The 23,674-nt window shown below is 62.5% G+C and carries 24 protein-coding genes; 13 read left to right on the plus strand and 11 right to left on the minus strand.

Annotation, left to right across the window (positions count from 1 at the left end; genetic code table 11):
* Positions 1 to 6 precede the first annotated feature (6 nt).
* The 8 genes from FLQ44_RS19170 (at position 7) to FLQ44_RS19205 (ending at position 5,710) form a co-directional block, all read left to right on the plus strand.
* Entirely contained in the window at positions 7 to 561 is a 555-nt protein-coding gene (locus FLQ44_RS19170; RefSeq protein ID WP_147695646.1) for a DUF2946 family protein, read from the plus strand.
* A 76-nt stretch (positions 562 to 637) separates the two neighbouring features.
* The gene (mltG, locus tag FLQ44_RS19175) at positions 638 to 1,636 is read left to right on the plus strand and encodes an endolytic transglycosylase MltG (protein ID WP_147695647.1); all 999 of its coding nucleotides are present in this window, start codon (positions 638 to 640) and stop codon (positions 1,634 to 1,636) included.
* Positions 1,636 to 2,259, plus strand: coding sequence for a dTMP kinase (tmk, locus tag FLQ44_RS19180; protein ID WP_147695648.1), 624 nt, complete (start codon positions 1,636 to 1,638; stop codon positions 2,257 to 2,259). The genes mltG and tmk overlap by 1 nt, the downstream gene beginning before the upstream one ends.
* Entirely contained in the window at positions 2,259 to 3,263 is a 1,005-nt protein-coding gene (gene holB, locus FLQ44_RS19185; protein ID WP_147695649.1) for a DNA polymerase III subunit delta', read from the plus strand. The genes tmk and holB overlap by 1 nt, the downstream gene beginning before the upstream one ends.
* A 24-nt stretch (positions 3,264 to 3,287) precedes the next feature.
* The gene (locus tag FLQ44_RS19190) at positions 3,288 to 3,665 is read left to right on the plus strand and encodes a PilZ domain-containing protein (RefSeq protein WP_147682782.1); all 378 of its coding nucleotides are present in this window, start codon (positions 3,288 to 3,290) and stop codon (positions 3,663 to 3,665) included.
* 59 nt (positions 3,666 to 3,724) lie between these two features.
* Positions 3,725 to 4,504 (plus strand): TatD family hydrolase, encoded by a 780-nt coding sequence (locus tag FLQ44_RS19195; protein ID WP_147695650.1) that lies wholly within the window; start codon positions 3,725 to 3,727, stop codon positions 4,502 to 4,504.
* A 9-nt stretch (positions 4,505 to 4,513) separates the two neighbouring features.
* Complete coding sequence (locus FLQ44_RS19200) at positions 4,514 to 5,284, plus strand: MBL fold metallo-hydrolase (protein WP_147695651.1); 771 nt, start codon at positions 4,514 to 4,516, stop codon at positions 5,282 to 5,284.
* Between the two features lie 48 nt (positions 5,285 to 5,332).
* Positions 5,333 to 5,710 carry a hypothetical protein gene (locus FLQ44_RS19205; RefSeq protein ID WP_147695652.1) on the plus strand — a complete coding sequence of 126 codons (378 nt, stop codon included), beginning with the start codon at positions 5,333 to 5,335 and terminating at the stop codon, positions 5,708 to 5,710.
* A 91-nt stretch (positions 5,711 to 5,801) separates the two neighbouring features.
* Here FLQ44_RS19205 and FLQ44_RS19210 read toward each other — a convergent pair whose 3' ends face one another.
* A complete protein-coding gene (locus FLQ44_RS19210) occupies positions 5,802 to 6,050 on the minus strand; it encodes a hypothetical protein (RefSeq protein ID WP_147695653.1) in 249 nt (82 codons plus the stop codon).
* Between the two features lie 72 nt (positions 6,051 to 6,122).
* Positions 6,123 to 7,022: an HTH-type transcriptional regulator ArgP gene (argP, locus tag FLQ44_RS19215; protein WP_147695654.1), complete on the minus strand. Its 900-nt coding sequence runs from the start codon at positions 7,020 to 7,022 to the stop codon at positions 6,123 to 6,125.
* Positions 7,023 to 7,141: 119 nt separating this feature from the next.
* Here argP and FLQ44_RS19220 point away from each other — a divergent pair, with 119 nt between their 5' ends.
* Complete coding sequence (locus tag FLQ44_RS19220; RefSeq protein ID WP_170253040.1) at positions 7,142 to 7,750, plus strand: LysE/ArgO family amino acid transporter; 609 nt, start codon at positions 7,142 to 7,144, stop codon at positions 7,748 to 7,750.
* Between the two features lie 106 nt (positions 7,751 to 7,856).
* Here the strand turns inward: FLQ44_RS19220 and FLQ44_RS19225 are convergent, their stop codons facing one another.
* The 8 genes from FLQ44_RS19225 to aceB form a co-directional block, all read right to left on the minus strand.
* Positions 7,857 to 8,174 (minus strand): chorismate mutase, encoded by a 318-nt coding sequence (locus tag FLQ44_RS19225; protein WP_147695656.1) that lies wholly within the window; start codon positions 8,172 to 8,174, stop codon positions 7,857 to 7,859.
* A gap of 68 nt (positions 8,175 to 8,242) precedes the next feature.
* On the minus strand, positions 8,243 to 9,268 hold the full coding sequence (trpS, locus tag FLQ44_RS19230; protein WP_147695657.1) for a tryptophan--tRNA ligase: 1,026 nt from the start codon (positions 9,266 to 9,268) through the stop codon (positions 8,243 to 8,245).
* 300 nt (positions 9,269 to 9,568) lie between these two features.
* Positions 9,569 to 10,180: a glutathione S-transferase gene (locus FLQ44_RS19235; RefSeq protein WP_147695658.1), complete on the minus strand. Its 612-nt coding sequence runs from the start codon at positions 10,178 to 10,180 to the stop codon at positions 9,569 to 9,571.
* 94 nt (positions 10,181 to 10,274) lie between these two features.
* Positions 10,275 to 10,964 carry an SIMPL domain-containing protein gene (locus tag FLQ44_RS19240; protein ID WP_147695659.1) on the minus strand — a complete coding sequence of 230 codons (690 nt, stop codon included), beginning with the start codon at positions 10,962 to 10,964 and terminating at the stop codon, positions 10,275 to 10,277.
* Positions 10,965 to 11,142: 178 nt separating this feature from the next.
* Positions 11,143 to 11,937 carry an ABC transporter ATP-binding protein gene (locus FLQ44_RS19245; RefSeq protein WP_147695660.1) on the minus strand — a complete coding sequence of 265 codons (795 nt, stop codon included), beginning with the start codon at positions 11,935 to 11,937 and terminating at the stop codon, positions 11,143 to 11,145.
* A complete protein-coding gene (locus FLQ44_RS19250; RefSeq protein ID WP_147682808.1) occupies positions 11,937 to 12,836 on the minus strand; it encodes an ABC transporter permease in 900 nt (299 codons plus the stop codon). The genes FLQ44_RS19245 and FLQ44_RS19250 overlap by 1 nt, the downstream gene beginning before the upstream one ends.
* A gap of 89 nt (positions 12,837 to 12,925) precedes the next feature.
* Positions 12,926 to 13,894, minus strand: a complete 969-nt coding sequence (locus FLQ44_RS19255) for an ABC transporter substrate-binding protein (RefSeq protein WP_147695661.1) — start codon at positions 13,892 to 13,894, stop codon at positions 12,926 to 12,928.
* A gap of 228 nt (positions 13,895 to 14,122) precedes the next feature.
* Complete coding sequence (aceB, locus tag FLQ44_RS19260; RefSeq protein WP_147695662.1) at positions 14,123 to 15,718, minus strand: malate synthase A; 1,596 nt, start codon at positions 15,716 to 15,718, stop codon at positions 14,123 to 14,125.
* A gap of 534 nt (positions 15,719 to 16,252) precedes the next feature.
* Here aceB and bcaP point away from each other — a divergent pair.
* A complete protein-coding gene (bcaP, locus tag FLQ44_RS19265) occupies positions 16,253 to 17,647 on the plus strand; it encodes a branched-chain amino acid transporter BcaP (RefSeq protein WP_147695663.1) in 1,395 nt (464 codons plus the stop codon).
* Positions 17,648 to 17,845: 198 nt separating this feature from the next.
* Here bcaP and aceA read toward each other — a convergent pair whose 3' ends face one another.
* Entirely contained in the window at positions 17,846 to 19,144 is a 1,299-nt protein-coding gene (aceA, locus tag FLQ44_RS19270; RefSeq protein ID WP_147695664.1) for an isocitrate lyase, read from the minus strand.
* Positions 19,145 to 19,561: 417 nt separating this feature from the next.
* Between aceA and grpE the strand changes: the two genes are divergently transcribed.
* The 3 genes from grpE (at position 19,562) to dnaJ (ending at position 23,483) form a co-directional block, all read left to right on the plus strand.
* Positions 19,562 to 20,092 carry a nucleotide exchange factor GrpE gene (gene grpE / locus FLQ44_RS19275; RefSeq protein WP_147695665.1) on the plus strand — a complete coding sequence of 177 codons (531 nt, stop codon included), beginning with the start codon at positions 19,562 to 19,564 and terminating at the stop codon, positions 20,090 to 20,092.
* A gap of 126 nt (positions 20,093 to 20,218) precedes the next feature.
* The gene (gene dnaK, locus FLQ44_RS19280; protein WP_147695666.1) at positions 20,219 to 22,129 is read left to right on the plus strand and encodes a molecular chaperone DnaK; all 1,911 of its coding nucleotides are present in this window, start codon (positions 20,219 to 20,221) and stop codon (positions 22,127 to 22,129) included.
* 232 nt (positions 22,130 to 22,361) lie between these two features.
* A complete protein-coding gene (gene dnaJ, locus FLQ44_RS19285; RefSeq protein ID WP_147682824.1) occupies positions 22,362 to 23,483 on the plus strand; it encodes a molecular chaperone DnaJ in 1,122 nt (373 codons plus the stop codon).
* The last annotated feature ends 191 nt before the right edge of the window (positions 23,484 to 23,674 follow it).

Consider the following 23,674-nt stretch of genomic DNA (forward strand, 5'->3'; position numbering starts at 1 on the left):
AACGATATGGATGCACTGGTACTGGCGGCCATGGATAAATGGCCGAATGTGCCCGCCGTGTACGGCTGGCTGCGCCTGGACGCCCGCGGGCAGTGGTGGCTGCGCGACAGCCTGCTGAAACAGCCGGCGATGGTGGATTTCTTTCGCCGCAACTACGCGCGCGACGGCGAGGGCCGCTACTACGTGCAGAACGGCCCGCAAAAAGTGTATGTAGCGCACGAGGCGGCGCCCTATGTGGCCTGCCGCCACGGCGATGCCTGGGCGCTGATGCCGGACATGGCGGCCGACCGCGCCCGCCTGGCCTGGCTGGACGAAGAAGGCCGGCTGTTTGTGGAGCTGGGTGGCGAGCTGGCCATTGTGGACGACCGTGACTTGCTGGCGCTGTGCGAGCTGATCTGCCGCCCCGACGGCCGCCAGCCGGCCGACGCCGACTGGCAAGCCTGGGAGCAGGGCGCCCAGCCGCTGCAGCTGATGCTGCCAGAAGGCAGCGTCCCCTTGCGGCGCAGTGCGTTTGCCGAGCTGGAAGCCGCCTACCACCTGGTGCGTGTGCCACAGGCCTGAGCCCTGCAGGGTGTGGCCCTGCATGGTATGATCTGGCGGTTTTGGCAGATGCCAGCTGATAGCTTTTTTCTTACCGATGATACGACCTGTCCTCCGGCTGTTTTCCCTGTTGGCCGCGCTGTGCGCGCTGTGGCTGGCATGGGTAATCGTGGTGCCCGTCACCCCCGATCGCCAACCCTACACCGTGACCGTGGGCCTGAACCGCACCATGAGCCAGCTGGCCCGCACGCTGGAAGACGACGGCGCGGTGCGTAACCGCTACGTGATGGTAGCCCTGTCGCGGGTGATGGGCGTAGACCGCAAGCTCAAGCCCGGCCTGTATCAGTTTGGCGGTGCCACCGCCATGTGGCAGTACCTGAACCGCTTTGCCGATGGCCACCCGGACCAGTCCAGCGTCACCATCATCGAAGGCTGGCGCTTTGCCCAGTTCCGCAACGCACTGCGCAAGGAAGACGACCTGCGCCAGGACACCGCCGGCTGGAGCGATAGCCGCCTGCTGGCCGAGCTGGGCGTACCGGGTGACAATGCCGAAGGGCTGTTCTTCCCCAGCACTTATTTTTACACCCCCGGCAGTAGCGACCTAGACGTGTACCGCCGCGCCTACGAGAGCATGCAGCAGCAGCTGCAAACCGTGTGGGAAGCCCGTATCGCAGACCTGCCGTACACCACCCCGTACGAGCTGCTGATCGTGGCCAGCCTGATCGAGAAAGAAACCGCGCACGAGGCCGACCGCGCCATGGTGGCCAGCGTGTTTGTGAACCGCCTCAAGATCGGCATGCGCCTGCAAACCGACCCGTCCGTCATCTACGGCATGGGCGCACGCTACAACGGCAATATCACCAAGGCCGACCTGCGCCGCGACACGCCGTACAACACCTATACCCGTGCCGGCCTCACGCCCACGCCCATCGCCCTGCCAGGCCGCGCCGCGCTGGACGCTGCGGCCAACCCTGCCCAGAGCCGCGCGCTGTATTTTGTGGCCAAAGGCGACCGCAGCGGCACCTCACAGTTTTCCGAGACGCTGGACGAGCACAATGCCGCCGTCCGCGACTACATCCTGAAGAAAGGCAAGTAATGTCCAAGGCGCGCTTCATTACGCTGGAAGGCCTGGATGGTGCCGGCAAGAGCACCCATCTGGCCTTTATCCGCCGCTACCTGGAACAAGCCGGTATCGACACCGTGTTCACCCGCGAGCCCGGCGGCACCCCGCTGGGCGAAAAGCTGCGCGAGATCCTGCTGGATATCGATACCGAAGCCACGCTGGATACCGAAACCCTGCTGATGTTCGCCAGCCGCCAGGAGCTGGTGTCGTCGCTGATCCGCCCCAGCCTGGCCGCCGGCCGCTGGGTAGTGAGCGACCGTTTCACCGACGCCACCTTCGCCTATCAGGGCGGTGGCCGTGGCGTGCCGGCCGAGCGTATTGCCATCCTGGAGCACTGGGTACAGCAAGGCCTGCAGCCTGACCTCACCCTTCTGCTGGACGTGCCGCTGGAAGTCTCGCAGGCCCGCCTGTCGCAAAGCCGCCTGCCAGACCGTTTCGAGCGCGAGCGCGAAGACTTCCACCAGCGTGTGCGCCAGATGTACCTGGCCCGCGCCCAGGCCAACCCGGGCCGCTTTGTGGTGATCGACGCCCGCGGCGATATCGACACCATCCAGCAACACATTGCCGCTGCGCTGGCGCGCCTGCAGGAGGCCTGATGCACTACCCGTGGCAGCACGATGACTGGCAAAGGTTGGCCGCAGAGTTTGCCCGCCTGCCCAACGCCTGGCTGTTTACCGGCCCGGCCGGTATCGGCAAGAGCGAGTTTGCCCATCAGGTCGCCCAGGCACTGCTATGCGAAGCACCCGCCGCCGGCTACCACGCCTGCGGCCAGTGCCAGGCCTGCCACTGGTTTGCCGCCGGCAACCACCCGGACTACCGTCACCTGGCCCCGGCGCAAGACGACGAAGACGACGACGGCAAAGAAGGCAAAGCCACCAAGCGCAAGCTGCCGGTGATCAAGATCGACGGCGTGCGCGCCGTCATCGAGTTTGCCCACCTTAGCTCGCACCGTGGCGGCCGCCGCGTGGTGGTGGTGGAGCCCGCCGAAAGCCTGAACCCGGCTGCGGCCAACGCCCTGCTGAAAGTGCTGGAAGAGCCGCCGGCCGACGTGGTGTTCCTGCTGGTAAGCGGCGCCCCGCAGCGCCTGCTGCCCACCATCAAGAGCCGCTGCCGCCAGTTTCCGCTTACCGCGCCGCAGCCTGCCGTGGCGCTGGCCTGGTTGCAGCAGCAGGGCGTAGACAGCGCCGAGGCCGAGCTGGCGTTTCACGGTGGCATGCCGATATTCGAACACGACGCCGAGCTGGCCACCCTGCGCCGCGACTTTGTGCAAGCGCTTACCCAGCCCGCGCTGGCCAGCCTGCTGGCGGCAGTAGAAAAGCTGGACCGCCACAAGCTGCCACTGGCGCTGCCGCTGCAATGGCTGGGCAAATGGCTGCACGACCTGGCCAGTTTGAAGCTGGCCGGCAGCCTTCGCTATTATCCCGCCATGCAGGACGCGCAGCAGCGCCTGCTGCCGCGGCTGGACATACACAAGCTGATGGCCTGCCAGCGCGAGCTCAATGCCCTGGTGCCGTTCGGCCAGCACACGCTGGTAACGCGTCTGCAGCTGGAAGCCCTGCTGATGCACTATATCAAGGCCTTTAGCAACAAGGCCGCCTGACCCAACCCAACCGGTACCCTGCATATGGATAACGCAGCCAACAAGCCAGAAAAGCACGACGCCGGCCGCCCCGGCGTGCTCTCGCTGTCCATCAAGGAGCGTAGCGCCCTGTACGCCGCCTATATGCCGTTTTTGCGCAACGGCGGCATTTTTGTGCCCACCGCCCGCGACTACAACCTGGGTGACGAGGTATTCCTGCTGCTGACCCTGCTGGACGACCCGCAAAAAGTGGCGGTGCAGGGCAAGGTAGCGTGGATTACCCCGGCCGGTGCCAACAACAACCGCAACCAGGGCGTAGGCATCGAGTTTGCCACCGGCGACGCCGGCAAGCAGGCGCGCGACCGCATCGAAACCCTGCTCGGCGGCGCGCTGAACTCCACCCGCCCCACCCACACCATGTAATACGGCGCTGCCCGCCCGCGCCGTGCGGCCAACGTGGGCAGCCTGATGATTGGAACACCATGCTGGTTGATTCACACTGTCACATCAATTTTCCTGACCTGGCGGCGCGCATGCCCGAGGTGCTGGCCAATATGGCCGCCCACGGCGTGGGCCACGCCATGGTCATCGGCGTGAGCCGGCCCAAATACCCCGAGGTCATCGGCCTGGCCGAAGCGCACGCCAACCTGTTTGCCACCGTCGGCATCCACCCGGACGACCCGGACGCCGAGGAATTCAGCGAAGACGAGCTGGTGGCGCACGCCGCCCACCCCAAGGTAGTGGGCATTGGCGAAACCGGGCTGGACTACCACTGGTGCGAGGGCGATCTTGCCTGGCAGCACGAGCGCTTTGCCGTGCACATCCGCGCCTCGCGCCGCGTGAACCTGCCGCTGGTGGTGCACACCCGCAGCTCGGCCGACGACACCGTACGCATGATGCGCGAACACGGCGCCGACGCCGTGGGCGGCGTGATGCACTGCTTTACCGAAACCTGGGACATCGCCCGCGCTGCGCTTGACCTGGGCTTTTACATCTCGCTGTCCGGCATTGTTACCTTCAAGAACGCCGCCATCGTCAAAGAAGTGGCGCAGAAAGTGCCGCTGGACCGCCTGCTGGTGGAAACCGACTCGCCCTACCTGGCGCCGGTGCCGTACCGCGGCAAGACCAACGAGCCGGCTTACGTGAAGCACGTGGCCGAGCACATTGCCGAGCTGCGCGGCCTGCGCTTCGAGCAGGTGGCCGAGGCCACCACCGACAACTACTTCCGCCTGTTTGCCAAGGCGCAGCGCACCGGCGCATAAGGGGGCCGCATGACGCAGCTGACATGGACAGTGCTGGGCTGCGGCTCCAGCGGCGGCGCACCCGCCATCGGCTGCCGCTGCGCCACGTGTACATCCACCGACCCGCGCAACACCCGCACCCGCTGCAGCGCCTACGTGCGCATCGGCGACACCGGTGTGCTGATCGACACCGGGCCGGACCTGCGCCAGCAGGCGCTGCGGGAGGGCATTACCCGCGTGGATGCGGTGCTGTACACCCACCCGCACGCCGACCACCTCAACGGCATCGACGACCTGCGCGCCTTCTGCTACGTGAAAAAGGGGCCGATTGCGCTGTACGGCAACGACTTCACGCTGGACAACATCAGCAGCCGTTTTGGCTACGCGCTGGCACCACCGTCGCCGGTGTGGGACAAACCCGTGCTGCGCACCGAGCGCGTCAACGCGCCATTCGAGCTGGCCGGCGTTACCATTACGCCGATCCCGCTGCAGCACGGCCCCAGCTGGCCCTGCCTGGGCTGGCGCATCGGCAATACCGCGTGGCTGACCGACCTGTCCACTATCCCCGACAGCAGCCTGCCGCTGCTGGCTGGCCTGGACACGCTGTTTCTGGACTGCCTGCGGCCGGAACCCTACCCGTCACACCTGCACGTGGCCGCCGCGCTTGACTGGGCGCAAAGGTTGGCCGCAAAACAGACCTGGCTTATCCACATGACGCACCAGCTGGAATACCATGCGCTGCAAGCGCAGTGCCCGCCCGGCGTCAGCGTGGCCTGGGACGGCCTGCAGCTAGCCGGCTAGTACCACCGCCGCCACGGCGGCCAACCTTAACCCGAACCGAAAGCAAGCATGGAAACCCTGATTACCCTCTTTGTCGCCTTTGTTGGCCTGTTGTTTGCCGGCAGCGTGGCCGTGTTCTACCTGGGCTGCCTGGGCGTGACCATGGCCGCGCTCAACAATGGCCGCATCGTATGGGGCAGCCTCAGCTTTTTCATTCCGCCGCTGTCGCTGCTATTTGCGCTGAAACACCGCCAGCTGGTGGGCTGGGCTTACGGCTTTATCGTCAAAGGCGGCGCCATGACCGCGCTGATGCTGGGCCTGGGCTGGGCCAGCCTGCACCTGCTGCCCATGCCACAACACAACACCGGCCAGCTGATGGAACGCCTGCTGCCCAAACCGGCCGACCAGGCCAGCGCCCCGGCGCAGGCAGGCCCGGTGCAGCAGTAAGCTGTCCCTGCGCGTTCAAGCAGTAAAAAGCCGCCCGTGAAAACGGGCGGCTTTTTTATTGTCTTTCGGCCGGATCGGTTGTGGCGGGCACCTACTTTGCCCGGCAAGCCGGTACCGCATCATCGCCTTGCAGCGCGCGCAGCTGCCGCCAGCTGACACGCGGGCAGGCTTTCGGTTTTTTGGCTGGCTGGCACCAGCTGCGGTAGCTGCCTTCGTTCTGCTCGGCCAGGCATCGTTTGAAATCGGGCACCGACAGATACTTCGGCGGCAGCACGGCGTGTGCGGGCAGGGTGATGGCTGCCAGTGCGGCGGCGAGGGCGAGGTAACGTAGCTGGGGCATGGCAACTTCCTTTCTGTTTGGGTGGCTGGAGGGTAGCCGTAGTGTATTTGAATGGGGGCGGCGTGACTGTATTTACGCCAAGGTTGGCCGCAACACCGCCCGCGCCGCTTCTACCAGTACCTCGCTCAGCCGTGCCAGGCGGGGCGATTGCACCTGCCAGTGGTGCCAGTACAGCGCCACGTCCACCGGTTTGTCGGGCTGTAGTGGCAGCAGGGTGTCGGCCAGGCCGCTGGCGGCCAGCTGCACGTCGGGCAGCATGCCCCAGCCCAACCCCAGCCGTACCGCCTGCAGATAGGGGTCGGAGGCGGGCAGGAAGTGGCAGGGGTAGCTGTCGTCTGGCAGGCCGAAGTGCTGCAGCAGCCAGTCAGCCTGCAGCCGGTCTTTGTGGTTGTAGATCATTACCGGCGCACGGCGCAGCGCGTTGCGGCTGACGCCGCCAGCAAACCAGCGTGCGTGGTAGCTTGCGCTGGCCAGCGCCTGGTAGCGCATCACGCCCAGCGGGCTGGCGCTGCAGCCACGCATGGCTTGCGGCTCGGTGGAGATGCAGCCCAGCGCCATGCCGGCTTGCAGCAGGGTGTAGGTGTGGTCCTGGTCGTCCACGATCACGTCCAGCAACACGCGCTCGCGGATCAGGAACGGCGTCAGCGCCGGCAGGAACCAGCTGGCCACGCTGTCGGCGTTCACCGCCAGCGACACGCTGAGCATGGCGCTGTCGTCGCCGGCAAAGGTGGCGGCCAGGTCGGCTTCCAGCAGCGCGGCGCGTTGCAGGTGCTGGCGCAGCAGCTGGCCTTCGCGGGTGGCGCGGCAGGGGCGGCTGCGTACCAGCAGCGGCTTGCCCAGCACTTCTTCCAGCGCGCGGATGCGTTGCGAGATGGCCGATGGCGTGAGGTGCAGGTCTTGGGCGGCTTGTTCGAAGCTGCCGCTGTCCAGCGCGGCCAGAAAGGCTTCGCTGTGCTTGGGGTCGAGTTTCATGCTGGGCGTGCCGGGGTAAGTGAAGCCATATTAATGATAGCCAAGATAATTTAATCTTGCTGTTGTTGCACGCGCGGCGCCGCGATACTGGCGGCCAACCTTACCCGACGGAGATCACCATGCTGACTGCCAGCTATTTCAAAGGCCTGGGCCTGGGCGCCAGCCTGATCATGGCCATTGGCTCGCAAAACGCGCACGTACTGAAAATGGGCTTGCTGCGCCAGCATGTGGGGCCGACGGTGCTGGTGTGCATGCTGAGCGACGCGGTGCTGATTGCCGCAGGCGTGGCCGGTATGGGCAGCCTGATCCAGCACAGCCCGCTGCTGCTGGATATGGCGCGCTGGGGCGGCGCGGCGTTTTTGTTCTGGTACGGCCTGCGTGCCTGGCGGGCAGTGCTGGCCAATGACAGCTTGCAGGTTGCGGAAGGCGCGCAAGCCATGCCGCTGCAGGCGGCGTTGCTAACCGTGCTGGCGCTGACGCTGCTGAACCCGCATGTGTATCTGGATACCGTGGTGCTGCTGGGCAGCATTGGCGGGCAGGAGGCGGGCGAGGGCAAGCTGTGGTTTGTGCTGGGCGCGTGTACGGCGTCGGTGCTGTGGTTTACCGCGCTGGGCTATGGTGCGCGGCTGCTGGCACCGCTGTTTGCGCGGCCGCTGTCGTGGCGGGTGCTGGACGGCGTGGTGGGCACGGTGATGTGGACGCTGGCCGGGGCGCTGGCCTTGTCCTGATGCGCACGGCAGGCATGAAAAAAGGCGGCACCGTGCGGGTGTCGCCTTTTTTGTCGTGGTGCGGTGGCGTGCCACCGCACCGTGGAAAAGCCAGAGCCGTCGTCGTTCATGCGCGGGCCTCCTGGGTGTCGACCAGGCGCAGCCGTTCTTCGCGTTCGCTTTCAATGAAGTGGGCGATCATGGTGCGGTAGATCTTGGCGGTGAGGGCGGCGTCGGCGCCCAGCTCGCCGGCCAGGCGGGTGACGCGGCGCATTACCTGGTCTACGCGCTTGCCGTCTTCTACTTCGGCATCGCTGTGTTTGAAGGCGGCGGCTTGCTGCACGTACAGGCCGCGGTGGGCGATCATGCTGACGATGGCGCGATCCAGGCTATCGATCTGGGTGCGGACTTCGTCCAGGTTGCGGCATTGGTAAACCCATTCCATTTTCTGCTCCTTGATACGGTGGTGTGGTGGCGGCTGCGGCCAACCTTGACGTTGGCCGCATGGGCGGTTCAGTAGTAGTTCAGGCCCATGGCGGCCTTGACCTCGGCCAGCGTTTGCGCGGCCACGGCGCGGGCTTTTTGCGTGCCTTCCTTCAGCATGGCCAGCACGGCACCGGGGTCTTGTGCGTAGTGCTGGCGGCGGGCGCGAATCGGCGCCAGCAGCGCTTGCAGGATGTCTTCCAGCTCGCGCTTGATCACCGCGTCGCCCAGGCCGCCGCGCTGGTAGTGGGCTTTCAGTTCGGCCACACGGTGGGCGTCGGGGTGGAATACGTCCAGGTAGGTAAACACCACATTGCCGTCTACCTGGCCTGGGTCGGCCACGCGCAGGTGATTGGGGTCGGTGTACATCATTTTTACTGCCTGGCTGATGTCGTCGGCGCTGGCGCCCAGCGTGAGCGCATTGCCCAGCGATTTGGACATCTTGGCCTTGCCATCCACGCCCGGCAGGCGGGCGCCGGCGTCGGGCACCACGGCGCGGGCTTCTACTAGCACCGGCTCGGCCACGCTGCCATTGAAGCGGCGTACGATTTCGTTGGTCTGCTCGATCATGGGGATCTGGTCGGCGCCTACCGGCACGATGGTGGCCTTGAAGGCGGTGATGTCGGCGGCCTGGGCGGCAGGGTAGGTCAGGAAGCCAGCCGGGATATCGCGCTCGTAGCCGCGCAGCTTGATCTCGTCCTTGATGGTGGGGTTGCGTTCCAGCCGCGACACGGTCACCAGGTTGAGGTAGTAGGACGCCAGCTCGGTCAGCTCCGGTACCAGGCTCTGGATGAAAATGGTGCTCTTGGCCGGGTCGATGCCCACGGCCAGGTAGTCCAGCGCCACTTCCAGCACGTTTTCGCGCACTTTCAGGTAGTTGCCCATATTGTCGGTGAGCGCCTGGGCGTCGGCCAGCAGCAGGAACTGCGGGCAGCGATCCTGCAGGATGACGCGGTTGCGCAGCGAGCCCACGTAGTGGCCCAGGTGCAGCGGGCCGGTGGTGCGGTCACCGGTAAGAATGATGTCTTGGGGGGAAACTGTGTCCAGTAAGCTCATGCCGATCTCCGTGATATCGGGGAGGCTGAGTAGGCGCTGGGGAGGGTGCTGCTTGGTGTGAAAAACCCGGGCGCCTTGTCAGCTGCTCCCGGGTTTGCTTTACGTACGCAACCGCGGTGCCGCCGTTAGAGGCGCCACCAGGAAAAAAAGAAAAATGCGGATGCGTGTTTGGTATTCATGGGCTTTATAAAAGCACGGTAGTCAGGCCGGCGTCAAGCGCCGTTGTGTTGCCGTGTTGCGGGGCAGCATCGATAAACAAAACGCCGCGACAGGCGCGGCGTTGAGCGGGGGCGTACCTGCTTAGCCCGCTGGCGGCAGGGTGTCGGCAAAGCTGGGCTGGGCGGCCAGCTTGTCGGCCAGCCGCGCCAGGTTGGTGTAGCTATCGCGCCACGCCAGCTGCGGGAAGCGGAAGTCCAGATAGCCCAGCATGCAGCCGGTAGCGATATCGGCCAGGCTGTAGCCTTCGCCGTTGCACCAGTTGCGCTCGCCCAGCATGGCAGACAGCGCGGCCAGGCCACGGGTGACTTTGCCCTGCTGGCGGTCTATCCATTCCTGGCTTTGCTGCGCTGGCGGGCGGCGGCCTTCCACCACGATATTGGCGGCGGCATCGCATATGCCGTCGGCCAGCGCCTCGAAGCGCCGTGTTTCGATGAGCTGGCGCTTGTCTTGCGGCAGCAGGCGCGATACCGGCGAGATGGTGTCCAGGTATTCCACAATCACGCGCGAATCGTACAAGCTGCTGCCGTCGTCCATCAGCAGCACCGGCACTTTGCCCAGCGGGTTGAAGTCGGCCACGGTGGACGTGCTTTCCCACGGAATATCCAGCTGTAGTGGACAGTCGATCTTTTTCTCTGCCAGGACGATGCGCACCTTACGGGCGTAGGGGCTGGTTAGCGAGGCGATCAGTTTCATGGGTAGCCATCAAAAGAGTGAGTGGAATGAGTGCGTTATAGCGCATAGCCTAGGCAGCAACATAGCACAATATTTATGCATACTGTGTAAAGTGTTATCGAATTTCTACTTTGCCGTTAATGTTCAGCTGAATCACGCTCTGGCCGGGCTGAAAGTTTACCGGCGCCACATCGGCTGCCGGCGCGGCGGCCATCTCGGCTTTGGCACGCATCATCATCGGGTAGTGCGGCTGGGCGCTGCCGATACTCAGCTCGGTCACCTGCTGCTGGTGTTTGCCCAGCGCCTTGCCCGCGGCGGTGGCCTGGGCCTGCAGCGCAGCAATGGCTTGCGGAATCAGCTGCGCTTCGGCCTGGCTGCGGCTGCGGTCGGATACGCCAAACTGTACGCCTTCCAGTGCCATGTATTTTTGCAGCCGGGCGATCAGCTCGGCGGTGTCGGCAAACTCGCTGCTGCGCAGTTTTACTTCGGCACGGGCTTGCCAGCCGATGATCTTGCCGTTCTTGTCGTAGTCCGGCCAGGTGTTGTAGCTGCCACTGCTGAACGTTACCTTGCGGTAGGCTTCGGCGTCCTGGCGGGCGCGGTTCAGCGCCTTGTTGATGCGGTCGGCCAGCTGGCCGGCCTGCGGCTGGCGGTCTTGTACGTACAGGCTGGCGTTGATTTCGTCGTTGGCCAGCTCTTGGCTGGCGTTGGCGGACAGGTTCAGTACCGTGACGCCAGCGTCGGCAGCCATGGCGGCCGCGGGCAGGGTGCACAACAGGGTCAGGGCGGGGAGCGTCAGGCGCATGGCGGGTTTCCTTGTCAAAAAACAATCAGACTGTGCGGCAGGCTGCCGGTTCTCTACCCTAGCGCATTCTGCTGTGTGGCGGGCATGAAATGGCGCGGATAGCGTGATTTCATGCGCGGGCGGCCAGATAAGACAAACCCGGCCACCGGTGCCGGGTTTGTCGGGTGCCAGGCGGCGATCAGCCTAGCAGCAGCGCGTCGTCGTCGATGGCTTCACCACGGGTTTTTTCGAACATCGCCAGCAGGTCGGTGACCTGCATGCGGCTGCGGTCTTCCCCCGCTACGTCCAGTACCACGCGGCCCTGGTGCAGCATCACCGTGCGGTGGCCGTGGTCCAGCGCCTGGCGCATGGAGTGTGTCACCATCAGCGCGGTAAGCTGGTTCTCGTGCACGATGCGGTCGGTCAGCTCCAGCACGAAGGCGGCGGTTTTCGGGTCCAGCGCGGCGGTGTGCTCATCCAGCAGCAGGATGCGCGACGGCTGCAGGCTGGCCATCAGCAGGCTTACCGCCTGGCGCTGGCCGCCGGACAGCAGGCCCATGCGGTCTGGCAGGCGGTTTTCCAGCCCCAGCTTCAGCGTGGCCAGCTTGTCGCGGAACAGCTCGCGCAGGCTGCGGTTCAGCGCCGGGCCAAAGCCGCGCTTGCGGCCACGGTAGTAGGCCAGTGCCATGTTTTCTTCGATGCTGAGGTTTTCGCAGGTGCCGGCCATCGGGTCCTGGAACACGCGGGCTACCAGCCCGGCGCGCTGCCAGCCCGGGGTACGGGTCACGTCTTTGCCATCAATGTGCAGGCTGCCGCTATCCACGATCACGTCGCCGGCCAGCGCGTTCAGGAAGGTGGATTTACCGGCACCGTTACTGCCGATGACGGTGACAAACTGGCCACTGTCGATCTGCAGCGACAGGCCACGCAGCACCGGGTTTTCGATCGGCGTGCCGGGGTTGAAGGTTTTGAACAGCGTATCGGCGCGCAGCATCAGCGGGCTCCTCCGGGTTTACGGGCCAGCTTGGCCTTCAGCTTGGGCAGTACCAGGGCAAAGCCCACCAGCAGTGCGGTAATCAGGTTGAGGTCTTGCGCCTGCAGGCCGATAAAGTCGGCGTTCAGTGCCAGCGCAATCAGCAGGCGGTACAGCAGGGCACCCAGCACGGTGGCCAGGGTAATGACCCACAGCGTGCGCGACGGCAACAGGGTTTCGCCAATAATCACGGCGGCCAGGCCGACCACAATGGTACCCACGCCCATCGAGACATCTGCCCCGCCCTGGGTTTGCACATACAGGGCACCCGCCACGGCAATCAGCGCGTTGGACAGCGCCATGCCGGCCAGCACCATGCGTTCGGTGGCAATGCCCTGGGCACGCGCCATGCGGGCGTTGGCGCCGGTGGCGCGCATGGCCAGGCCGGCTTGCGAGGCAAAGAACACATCCAGCCCCAGCTTGGCGACCACGATCAGTGCGGCCAACATGGCCGGCTGTACCTGCCAGGCAATGTCGAAATTGTCACCGATAAACGGGCTGAAAATGGTGGGGCTGCCGATCAGCGGCATATTGGGCGCACCCATGATGCGCAGGTTGATCGAATACAGCGCAATCATCACCAGAATGGACGCCAGCAGCTGCAAGATGCCCAGGCGTACATTCAGCCAGGCCGTCAGCCAGCCAGAGGCGGCGCCAGCCAGCGCGGCCACGCCGCAGGCCAGCCACGGGTCGTGCCCACCGGCAATTAGTGTGGCCGCCACGGCACCGCCCAGCGGGAAGCTGCCGTCGGCGGTCAGGTCGGGAAAGTCGAGAATGCGGAAGGAAATCAGCACCCCCAGCGCCACCAGGGCGAAGATCAGGCCGATTTCCAGGGCACCCATCAGGGCGATCAGGGTCATGATGCGGGTCTTTCAATGGCAACGCGCAGCTCGTGGCTGCGCGATAGGGTGGCAGGTTGGCCGCAGGGTGTGCGGCCAACCTGACGGGCTTACTTCACGGTGTCGGTGGCTTCTTTCAGCAGTGCCGGGCTCAGGGTAACGCCCTGTTTCTGTGCGGCAGCCGGGTTCAGGCTCAGCGACAGTTTCTCGCCCACTTGCGGTGCAATGGCACCGGCTTTTTCACCTTTCAGGATGCGCACCACCAGCTTGCCGGTCTGGCGGCCGATGTCGTAGTAGTTCTGGCCTAGGGCGGCAATCGCGCCGCGTTTTACCGAGTCGGTATCCGACGCTACCAGTGGCAGCTTGCCCTGTTGCGCCACGGCTACCAGCGACTCATAGGTAGACACCACATTGTTGTCGGTGCTGGTGTACAGCACGTCTACCTTGCCGATCAGGTTCTTGGCGGCCGGGGCCACGTCCACGGTACGCGGGGCGGGGGCTTCTACCAGGCTCATGCCGCGCTTGGCCAGCTCGGCTTTCAGCTCTTTGGCCACCACCACCGAGTTCACTTCGCCCGGGCTATACACCATGCCCACGCGCTTGGCACCCGGCTTGATCTTGGCGATCAGGTCCAGCTGCGGGGCCAGTGCCAGCTTGTCGGACACGCCGGTAACGTTGGTTTTGGAAGGCTTCCAGCTCGGTACCAGCTTGGCGGCTACTGGGTCGGTTACGGCGGTAAACACCACAGGAATGCTGCGGGTGGCGGCCACGGCGGCCTGGGCGCTAGGGGTGGCGATGGCCACGATCACGTCCGGGGCATCACCGACGAATTTCTTGGCAATCTGCGCGGCGGTAGCCGGGTTGCCTTGTGCGCTCTGGTATTGGTATTTGATCTGTTTGCCCGGCTCGAAACCGGCAGCTTTCAGCTCGTCTTCAATGCCCTTGCGCGCGGCATCCAGTGCCGGGTGGTCCACGATGGCGGTAACGGCTACCGATTTTTGCTCGGCGGCGTGGGCAAACAGCGGCAGGCTGGCAGCCAGTGCTGCAGCCAGAAGGGTACGGCGGGCAATCATGCTCATCTTGCTAGCTCCGGGGCGTGACAGGGTGTTGTGTAATGCGGTATTTGCGCAATGATATGGCAAAGCGCCGGGGCTTTCAGATTGTGCAAAGCAATAATATTCCAAATATTGTATTCAAAAAGTAGAATGTGCCAACTTGGTGCGTGCACAAAAAGAATGCGGCCAACAAGGTTGGCCGCAGGGGGTGAATGCTGGCGAATTATGTAGTGGCTTTATTTCATCCGCCGCTTAGTCCAGATACTCGGCCCCGGGCAGCGTAAAGAAATCGATAAATTCCTCGCTGCTCACCAGCAGGTCAAATAGCAGGGCGGCATCGTCAAAATGGCGGCTCCAGCGGCTGCCGTATTCGGCGTGTAGCCGGTTTATTTCGTCGGCGGCCAGGCTGCGCACCAGGCTCAGGCTGATTTTGCGGCCATCTTCCAGGTAGCCCTTGGGGCTGTGCACCCACTGCCATAGCTGCGCGCGGGCAATCTCGGCGGTGGAGGCTTCTTCCAGCTGCTGGTGAATCAGCACGCAGCCGCGCCCGCTCATCCAGGCGCCCAGGTACTGTATGCCCACGCTGATATTGTTGCGGATGCCTTGCTCGGTAATGGGGGCTTCGGGCTGGAAGTTCAGCAGGTCTGCCGCGCTGATGTGCACGTCGTCGCGCTGGCGCCCCAGCTGGTTGGCCGCATCGCCCAGTACGCTGCGGTAGGCATCCAGCGCCAGCGGTACCAGCGCGGGGTGGGCTACCCAGCTGCCATCGTAGCCGTCGCGCGCTTCGCGCTGTTTTTCTTGGTAGATCGCCGCCATAGCCTGGTCGTTGGCCGCCGGATCGTGTTTGTTGGGGGCCAGTGACGACATGCCGCCAATGGCTGGTGCGCCGCGCTGGTGGCAGGTCTTGAGCAAGAGCAGGGCGTAGGAACGCATGAATGGCACGGTCATGCTGATGCGCTCGCGGTCTGCCAGGCAGAAGTGCCGCGCCTGGCAAAACGCCCGGATGCAGCTGAACAGGTAGTCCCAGCGCCCGGCATTCAGCCCGGCGCTGTGTTCGCGCAGGGCGTACAGGATTTCATGCATCTCGAACGCCGCCAGAATGTGTTCGATCATCACGGTAGCGCGAATGGTGCCGGTGGGCAGGCCCAGTGCGGCCTGTGCGGCCACAAACACGTCGTTCCACAAGGCGGCTTCGTGGTGGTTTTCCAGCTTGGGCAGGTAGTAGTAGATGCCTTTGCCGGCGGCATGCAGGGCGCTGGCGTGGTGAAAAAAGCTCAGGCCAAAGTCGAACAGGGCGGCGCTGACGGGCTGGCCATCAACGCGCAGGTGCTTTTCGGCCAGGTGCCAGCCGCGTGGGCGCACCATGAGCGTGGCAGGGGCCGGGTTCAGCTGGTAGTGCTTGCCTTCCGGGCTGTGGTAGCTCAGCGTGCCGCGCCAGGCATCGCTCACGTTCTGGTGGCCACTCACGATATTGTCCCAGCCGGGGCTGGTGGCGTCTTCGAAATCTGCCATGAAGCAGCTGGCGCCGGCATTCATGGCATTGATCATGGCGCGGCGCTCTACCGGGCCGGTGATTTCTACCCGGCGGTCCTGCAGGTCGGCGGGCAGCGGCGCAATTTGCCAGTCGCCATCGCGGATGGCTCGTGTGTCGGGCAGAAAGTCGGGCAGGTAGCCGGCGTCCAGCTGGGCCTGGCGCTGCTGGCGCTGTAGCAACAGGCTACGCCGCCGGGTATCGAACTGCCGGTGCAGGCTGGCAATGAAGTTAAGCGCGTCATGACTGAACAGCGCTTCATGAGCCGGTTTTACCGGGGCCAGTATTTCCACGCCTTGCGGCAGCTGCAACGCCATGTCTCTCTCCGTTTTTGACGGTGTCATGGCCGCGTGGCGTGCGAACCCGGCACCAGTTTTTGCCAGTGTACTTGTAAGGCCGGTAATGAAACAGGCGTAAAAATCGATAACATTTTTTACTTTTATGGCAATAAAAGCGGCGGCGGTTTGGCTACGCTGCGGCCACATTTTGTGCATTGTTCCGGCATGCAATGGCACTTGGCGCTATTTTGGCCTACTTATTGAAACAAAATAGCAGTGACTGCCCTATCGGACAGTGTTGTGCCTGATTTGCACAGCATCAGGGTGGAATGCTGCACGGCTTGGCGATGCTTTGGCATAGACCTGGCGCCTTGCTGTGTATTGGAGTCTGTATCCAATGTGGCGCAGCCACGCTGCGGCTTGAAAACGCGCATGGCCCTGCGGCATAGTCGCGCCCTTGCGCGCCAGCCTGACACAGGTGGGCGCCACGTGGACCACAACAACACTGACAAATCTGGCTGCTTACGCGCTCCACGAGAGCGCGTTTTCATTAGGCCGGGCAGGGACAAGAGAATGAGTTTGTTACGCAAAAAAGACGTCCATCAGATGATGGCCGCATCGCAAAGCGCCGGGGGGCTGCGCAAGGAGCTGTCGGCATTTGACCTGACCATGCTGGGTATTGGCGCCATTATCGGCACCGGCATTTTTGTGCTGACCGGCACCGGTGCCACGGTAGCCGGCCCCGGCCTGGTACTGTCTTTTATTATCGGCGCCATTGCCTGCGGCTTTGCCGCCCTGTGCTACGCCGAGTTTGCCGCCATGCTGCCGGTGTCCGGCTCTACCTACACCTACGCTTACGCCACGCTGGGCGAGCTGGTGGCGTGGATCATCGGCTGGGATCTGATGCTGGAGTACCTGCTGGCGTCCTCGGCGGTATCGGTAGGCTGGTCTGGCTACTTCCAGAGCCTGCTGGCCGGCTTTGGTGTGCATCTGCCTGATGCGCTGACCGCTGCTGCAGGTGCGCGCCCAGGTGTGGACACCGTATTCAACCTGCCGGCCTTTGTGATTGCCATGCTGGTGACCGCGCTGCTGGCGTTCGGTATTAAAGAATCCAAACGCGTGAACAACGTGGTGGTGCTGATCAAGGTGGCGGTGGTGCTGGTGTTTATCGGCGTGGCGGTATGGCACGTGAAACCGGCCAACTGGAGCCCGGCGCTGCCTTACGGTATGGATGGCGTATTCCATGGTGCGGCCATCGTGTTTTTCAGCTTTCTGGGCTTTGACGCGGTAACGTGTGCCGCCGAAGAGGTAAAAAACCCGGACAAGGACATTCCGCGTGGCGTGTTGTGGTCGCTGGGTATCTGCTCGCTGCTGTACGTGGTGGTATCGGCCATCATGACCGGCATTGTGCCGTACATGCAGTTCAAGGGTATCGATCACCCGGTATCGCTGGCCCTGCAAGTGGCCAAGCTGGACTGGTTTGCCGGCTTTGTCGACCTGGGCGCGATTCTGGGCATGCTGACCGTGATTCTGGTGATGACCTACGGCCAGACCCGCATCCTGTTTGCCATGTCGCGTGATGGCCTGCTGCCGAAGATTTTCAGCGACGTGCACCCGAAATACGGCACCCCGTACAAGGCAACCTGGCTGATTGGCACCATCATTGCGCTGATCGCCGGTTTCGTACCACTGGGCACGCTGGCCGAACTGGTGAATATCGGCACCCTGGCGGCGTTCTCGCTGATTGCTGCCGCCATCATCGTGCTGCGCAAGCGCGAACCGAACCTGCCACGCAAGTTCCACTGCCCGGGCGTGCCCTACGTACCGGCACTGGCCATCGTGTTTTGCGTATTCCTGATGAGCCAGCTGTCCTGGCTGACCTGGGTATGCTTTGTGGTGTGGCTGCTGATTGGTTTGGTGGTGTACTTTGGCTACTCGCGCCAGCGTTCGCTGCTGCACAAAGCCTGATGCTGACGGCAAGACAGTAAGCTGACCCAAACAAACCCCCCGTCCACGTACGGGGGTTTTGTTTGTCTTGGGCTGGGGCCGGCTTGCTATTGCCGATGGCGATAGTTGGCCGCAGCGCAGAAAAGAAAAACCCCCGTCGGATGACGGGGGTTTTTGACGCAGACGGCGGGGTCGAGTCGCCGTTTGATGTCGTAAAGCTTAGTGGAACTGCTCTTCTTCGGTAGAGCCGGTCAGTGCAGTAACCGAAGACTTGCCACCCTGAATTACGGTGGTGATGTCGTCGAAGTAGCCGGTGCCCACTTCCTGCTGGTGCGATACGAAGGTGTAGCCACGGTCGCGTGCAGCGAACTCTGGCTCCTGTACCTTTTCCACGTAGGCGGACATGCCGCGTGCCACGTAGTCTTGTGCCAGATCGAACATGTTGTACCACATGTTGTGGATACCAGCCAGGGTGATGAACTGGTACTTGTAGCCCATGGCGCCCAGCTCGCGCTGGAACTTGGCGATGGTGGCATCGTCCAGGTTTTTCTTCCAGTTGAAGGAAGGCGAGCAGTTGTAGGCCAGCATTTTGCCCGGGTGTTTGGCGTGCACGGCTTCGGCGAAGCGGCGGGCGAATTCCAGATCCGGGGTACCGGTTTCGCACCATACCAGGTCAGCGTATTCGGCGTAGGCTACGGCGCGGCTGATGGCTTGTTCCAGACCTTTTTTGGTCTTGTAGAAGCCTTCGGCAGTACGCTCGCCAGTCAGGAACGGCTTGTCGTTTTCGTCGTAGTCGCTGGTCAGCAGGTCGGCAGCTTCGGCATCGGTACGGGCGATCACCAGGGTAGGCACGCCGTATACGTCGGCAGCCATACGGGCAGCGATCAGTTTCTGCACGGCTTCCTGGGTCGGTACCAGTACTTTGCCGCCCATGTGGCCACATTTTTTCACGGAAGCCAGCTGATCTTCAAAGTGCACGCCGGCAGCACCAGCGCGGATCATGGCTTTCATCAGTTCGTAGGCGTTCAGTACACCACCGAAACCGGCTTCGGCATCGGCTACGATCGGGGCGTAGTAGTCTACGAAACCGGCCGCACCTTTTTCCAGGCCTTTGGAGTGCTGGATTTCGTCAGCGCGGGTGAAAGCGTTGTTGATGCGCTCTACCACTTTCGGCACCGAGTCAACTGGGTACAGCGACTGGTCCGGGTACATGGCGGCGTATTCGTTGTTGTCGGCGGCAACTTGCCAGCCGGACAGGTAGATGGCCTTGATGCCAGCTTTGACTTGCTGCATGGCCTGGCCGCCGGTGAGCGCGCCCAAGCAGTTGATGTACGGCTCGTTGTTCACCAGATTCCACAGCTTCTCGGCGCCAGCACGGGCAATGGTGTGCTCCACTTGCAGCGAGCCGCGCAGACGCTCTACATCAGCAGCGGAGTAACCGCGTTTGATGCCTTTCCAGCGCGGATTGGTATCCCAGTCGTGTTGAATGGCGGCGATGCGTTGTTCGCGAGTAGTCATGGTAAACCCTTCACTTTGATAGTTTCGTTTTGCCGGTAAGCCGGCACTCCCAGTTTCTCTTGATGCGGGCCGGTGTTCCGGCCTTTCTGCGTCTTACCGCCACCGGATTTGGGGGTGGCTCTGGCTGCCGGAAACCGCCCCGGGTAAGGGGCTGGCGGGCCGTGCAGTAGCGCTGTTGTGGAAACATTTAAGCATAAAAAAAACCGGAAGTGTGCAGTGCAGCAAAAAAAAATCCTTTGTTTTCAATTGGTAACAATCATGCACGCAAACGAACCGATTCGAACGCTTGTTTTGGTGCGCTTGCGAAAAGAATGGCAAAGAAGCGCGCATGGAAAAGCCAGCAGCAGGGGGCTTGAAATCCACCACGATGCCCCTATCTGCAAAAGGTCTTTTTGACTTCAGCCAAATGGAAGCGTCATGCAGGAAAATCAGAATATCCAAGCAGAAGAAGTGCTTGATCAGGGCCAGACCCCGAATGACAACGCGGCAGATACCGCAGAAACCCGCGTCGCTGCACTGGAAGCCGAAGTTGCAGAACTGAAAGAGCAGTATCTGCGTGCACGGGCCGAAACCGAAAACGTACGCCGCCGTGCTGCCGATGATGTGGTGAACGCCCAGAAATTTGCCGCCCAGAAGTTCGCCTCCGAACTGCTGGCGGTAAAAGACAGCCTGGAAATGGCACTTTTGGATCAGTCCGGCCAGTTTGAAACACTCAAGTTTGGCGTAGACCTGACCCTGAAGCAGCTGAGCGCCGCTTTCGAGAAAGGCCAGATCACCGAGATCAGCCCGCTAGGTGAAAAGCTGGACCCGCACAAACACCAGGCCATCAGCACCGAGGAATCGGAAGCCGAAGCCAATACCGTGGTGCGCGTGATGCAAAAAGGCTACCTGATTGCCGACCGCGTACTGCGCCCGGCCATGGTGGTGGTGGCCAAGCCCAAAGCCTGAAGGCCAGCGTGGTGTGAGTCCCTCTTGAAATTGTGGCGATAGCCAATATCTGACAGAACAACAGGCCGCTGCGGCCAACCCCGCGGCGGTTTAAGAGACAAAGTTTGACGAAAGGAATAGCCAGTCATGGGCAAAATTATCGGTATTGACCTGGGTACAACCAACTCGTGCGTGGCCGTAATCGAAGGCGGCAACCCGAAAGTAATCGAGAACGCCGAAGGCGCACGTACCACCCCTTCCATCATTGCTTATATGGAAGACGGCGAGATCCTGGTAGGTGCACCGGCCAAGCGTCAGGCGGTAACCAACCCGAAAAACACCCTGTACGCGGTGAAGCGCCTGATTGGCCATCGTTTTGAAGACAAAGAAGTGCAGAAAGACATCGACATGATGCCTTTCGAGATCATGCGCGCCAAAAACGGCGATGCCTGGGTAAAAGTACGCGACCAGGAACTGGCCCCGCCGCAGATCTCTGCAGAAGTGCTGCGCAAGATGAAAAAAGCCGCCGAAGACTACCTGGGCGAAGAAGTGACCGAAGCCGTGATTACCGTACCGGCTTACTTCAACGACAGCCAGCGTCAGGCCACCAAAGACGCCGGCCGTATTGCCGGCCTGGACGTAAAGCGCATCATCAACGAACCGACCGCTGCTGCGCTGGCCTTTGGCCTGGCCAAGCAGGAAGGTGACCGCAAGATCGCCGTATACGATCTGGGCGGTGGTACCTTCGATATCTCCATCATCGAGATCGCCGACGTAGACGGCGAGCACCAGTTTGAAGTGCTGGCCACCAACGGTGACACCTTCCTGGGCGGCGAAGACTTCGACCAGCGCGTGATCGACTACATCGTGACCGAGTTCAAGAAAGAACAAGGTATCGATCTGAAAAACGACGTGATGGCCCTGCAGCGCCTGAAAGAAGCCGCTGAAAAAGCCAAGATCGAGCTGTCGTCCGCCACCCAGACCGAGGTGAACCTGCCGTACATCACCATGGACGCCACCGGCCCGAAACACTTGGCTATGAAGATTACCCGCGCCAAGTTCGAAAGCCTGGTGGACGAGCTGGTACAGCGCTCCATCGAGCCGTGCAAAGTGGCACTGAAAGACGCAGGCGTATCGCTGGCCGACATCACCGACGTGATTCTGGTGGGTGGTCAGACCCGTATGCCGAAAGTACAGGAAGCGGTAAAAGCCTTCTTCGGCAAAGAGCCACGCCGTGACGTGAACCCGGACGAAGCCGTAGCCGTTGGCGCTGCCATCCAGGGTTCCGTGCTGTCGGGCGACCGTAAAGACGTGCTGCTGCTGGACGTGACCCCGCTGTCGCTGGGTATCGAAACCATGGGCGGCATCCTGACCAAGCTGATCCAGAAGAACACCACCATCCCGACCAAAGCGTCGCAAGTGTTCTCCACCGCCGCCGACAACCAGACCGCGGTGACCATCCACGTGCTGCAAGGCGAGCGTGAAAAAGCCGCGGCCAACAAGTCGCTGGGCCAGTTCAACCTGGGTGATATCCCGCCGGCACCGCGTGGCGTACCGCAGATCGAAGTGGAGTTCAACATCGACGCCAACGGTATCCTGCACGTGTCTGCCAAAGACAAGGCTACTGGTAAGCAAGCCAACATCACCATCCAGGCTTCGTCCGGCCTGTCCGAAGACGAAATCCAGCAAATGGTGCGCGATGCCGAGCTGAACGCCGAAGAAGACAAGAAATTGTCCGAACTGGTCCAGGCCCGCAACCAGGGTGAAGGCCTGATTCACAGCGTGAAAAAATCGCTGACCGAATACGGCGACAAGATCTCGGCTGACGAAAAATCCGCTATCGAAGCCGCGCTGAAAGAAGCCGAAGAAGTGATCGGCGGCGACGACAAGGAAGCCATCGATGCCAAGGTTGAAGCGCTGATGACGGCCTCGCACAAACTGGCCGAGCACATGTACGCCGACAAAGGTGCCGAAGGCGCCACTGCCCAGCCACAGGCTGATGGCAAGAAAGATGACGGCAACGTCGTAGACGCCGAATTCGAAGAAGTGAAGAAGTAAGCTTCTGCGATAACGGCAAGGCACAGGCCCTTTCGGGGGCGCTGTGCCTTTTCCTTGATGGGCGGCCAAGCCAAAGGTTGGCCGCAGGCTGCAGCAAACGGCCCGGCGGTGCGCGCAAGTACACGGCCCGGCACGGTGTGTAGCCCTTCTTTTCAGAAGCAGGCTCCTGCATGTGGGCAGGGGTTTGCCAGCAATGCGGCCAACCTGCCGGTTGGCGCTAGGGTGATACAGCATGGCGAAAAAGGATTTCTACGAGGTACTGGGCGTCAATCGTGATGCGTCGGACGACGACATCAAGAAGGCCTATCGCAAGCTGGCGATGAAGTACCACCCGGACCGTAACCCGGACAGCAAGGAAGCAGAAGACAAGTTCAAGGAAGGCAAGGAAGCCTACGAGATCTTGTCCGACCCGCAAAAGCGCGCCGCCTACGACCAGTACGGCCATGCCGGCGTGGACCCGCAAGCCGGTATGGGCGGCGGTGGCCAGGGCTTTGGCGGCTTTGATTTTGGCGATATTTTCAGCGATATCTTTGGCGGCGGCGGGGGTGGCCGTGGCGGGCGCAGCAATGTGTACCGTGGCTCCGACCTGCGCTACAACATGGAAGTGTCGCTGGAAGAAGCGGCGCGCGGCTGCGAAAAGCAGATCCGCATTCCTTCGCACGAAAACTGCGACGTCTGCCACGGCAGTGGCGCCAAGCCGGGCACCCAGCCCAAGACCTGCACCACGTGCGGCGGCCACGGCCAGGTACGCATGAGCCAGGGCTTCTTTTCCATCCAGCAAACCTGCCCCACCTGCCATGGCAGCGGCAAGCAGATTACCGACCCGTGTCATAAATGCCACGGCGCTGGGCAGGTAAAGACCCACAAAACGCTGAATGTGAAGATTCCGGCTGGTGTGGACGAGGGCGACCGCATCCGCCTGTCCGGCGAGGGCGAGCCAGGCCAGAACGGTGGCCCGTCGGGCGACTTGTTCGTGGTGATTCATGTCAAGAAGCACAGCGTGTTCGAGCGCGACGGCAAAGACCTGCACTGCGAAATGCCGATCAGCTTTACCATTGCCGCGCTGGGTGGCGAGGTGGAAATCCCTACGCTGGACGGCATGGTGAAGGTGAAAATTGCTGCCGAAACGCAAAGCGGCCGTGTTTATCGCGTGCGTGGCAAGGGCGTGAAATCGGTGCGTGGCAGCGATGTTGGCGACCTGATGTGCCATGTGGTGGTGGAAACACCGGTGAACCTGACCGAGCGCCAGCGCGAGCTGCTGCGTGAATTCGAGGCCATCAGCCAGGGCGATGTGGCTACCCACACCCCGCGAGCCAAGTCGTTTGTGGACAAGCTGAAGGATTTCTTCGGCTAAGCTTATCGATATATTGTTGTGGCCAAGACGCACCGTGAGGGTTTCCCCGCGGTGCGTTTTTTTCTTTTTGGGCAATCATCGTGCGTGCAGCGGCGATTGTCTGACAAATAATGGTTAATGTATCCAGGCATCTAGCTCTACAGGTTTTGTTTCAGTATGGTTGCGGCTTCGCAAAGCAGGCGGTTACGACC

The sequence above is a fragment of the Vogesella mureinivorans genome, assembly GCF_007644035.1.
GTDB classification, from domain to species: Bacteria; Pseudomonadota; Gammaproteobacteria; order Burkholderiales; family Chromobacteriaceae; genus Vogesella; species Vogesella mureinivorans.